The following is a 1,360-nucleotide window of genomic DNA, read 5'->3' on the forward strand; positions in this document are numbered from 1 at the left end:
AAAAGTGTCGATTTGATTCTGGATATATTAATGGAGATATTAGAAAAGATGAAATCAAACAACGCATTTATCTGGAAATTCAGCGTTGGCAAAAGTTAGGTAATGATCGTGTTGATGTCGTCATTGCAACACCTCCTTGTCAAGGTATGAGTGTTGCTAATCATAAGAAAAAAGAAAATGAAATTGAACGAAATAGCCTTGTAGTTGAAAGTGTAAATATGATAAAAAATATATGTCCATATTTTTTTATTTTAGAAAATGTTCAAGCATTTTGGAAAACAGGTTGTACCAATAATCAAGGAAAAGTGATTGCTATTGGCGATTTAATCCTAGCTGAATTGGCAACGAATTATAAAATTGAATACCGAATTATTAATTTTAAGAATTATGGTTCAAATTCATCTCGCACAAGAACTTTAGTAATTGGAGTGGATAAAAATTTATCATATTCACCTAGCCAATTTTTTCCAGATGAACGCGACGAAGTTACTCTTAAGCAAGTAATTGGCAATATGAAATCACTTAATTGGGGGGAATATGATGATAATGATTTTTATCATAGTTTTCGTGTTTACCCTGAAAATATGCGAGCTTGGATAACAGATATTAAGCAAGGGCAAAGTGCTTTCGATAATGTTGAATTAAATAAACGTCCGCATAAAATTGTAAATGGAAAAATAGTACTTAACAAATCCAAAAATGGGGATAAATATACTCGCCAACTTTATGATAAAGTTGCTCCCTGTATTCATACTAGAAATGATCAACTGGCGAGCCAAAATACTGTACATCCAATAGAAGATCGTGTTTTTTCTATTCGTGAATTAATGAAATTAATGACTATCCCTGATCAATTTAAATGGATTGATATATCATTAGAAACATTGAATAATTTACCTTTAGCAGAAAAACAAAAAATTTCTAAGAAAAATGAGATGAATATACGTCAAAGTATCGGGGAAGCTGTACCAACAGCAATATTTAAAACAGTTGCGGAAAAAATTAAGCAAGTAATTTGATATGACAGAGAAAGAAATATTACAACTGATCAAAAAACATAAACTTAATGATGAAAACTGTTTATCTGATTACCTGTTATCACAACTTAAAAATAAAACTATAGATACTACAGTACTTTCTCGTATTATTGAATTAAGTAATAGTGAAAGAGAAAATCATTCTGCTTATTATACAAATCCTTTTATCATTCAAGAAATCATTGATTATTTACCTGATTTTTCGGGGAAATTACAACTACATATTTGTGAACCATCAGTAGGGGCAGGTAATTTTTTACCTTTTTTATTTGAGAAATATAAGCATATCCCAAAAGTAAAATTCACATTAATTGATATCAATC

At 29.6% G+C, this 1,360-nt stretch carries 1 protein-coding gene and 1 pseudogene; both read left to right on the top strand.

The genetic code is table 11. The annotated features are described in order from the left end of the window. Window positions 1–1,019 (top strand): DNA cytosine methyltransferase (locus A9G09_RS01235; protein ID WP_218056775.1); only part of this gene is annotated, 1,019 nt, incomplete at its 5' end. Between the two features lies 1 nt (window position 1,020). Further along, window positions 1,021–1,360: pseudogene (locus tag A9G09_RS12965) on the top strand (DNA (cytosine-5-)-methyltransferase); the annotation flags it as partial.

This window comes from Gilliamella sp. wkB292 (assembly GCF_001690235.1).
GTDB lineage: Bacteria > Pseudomonadota > Gammaproteobacteria > Enterobacterales > Orbaceae > Gilliamella > Gilliamella apicola_F.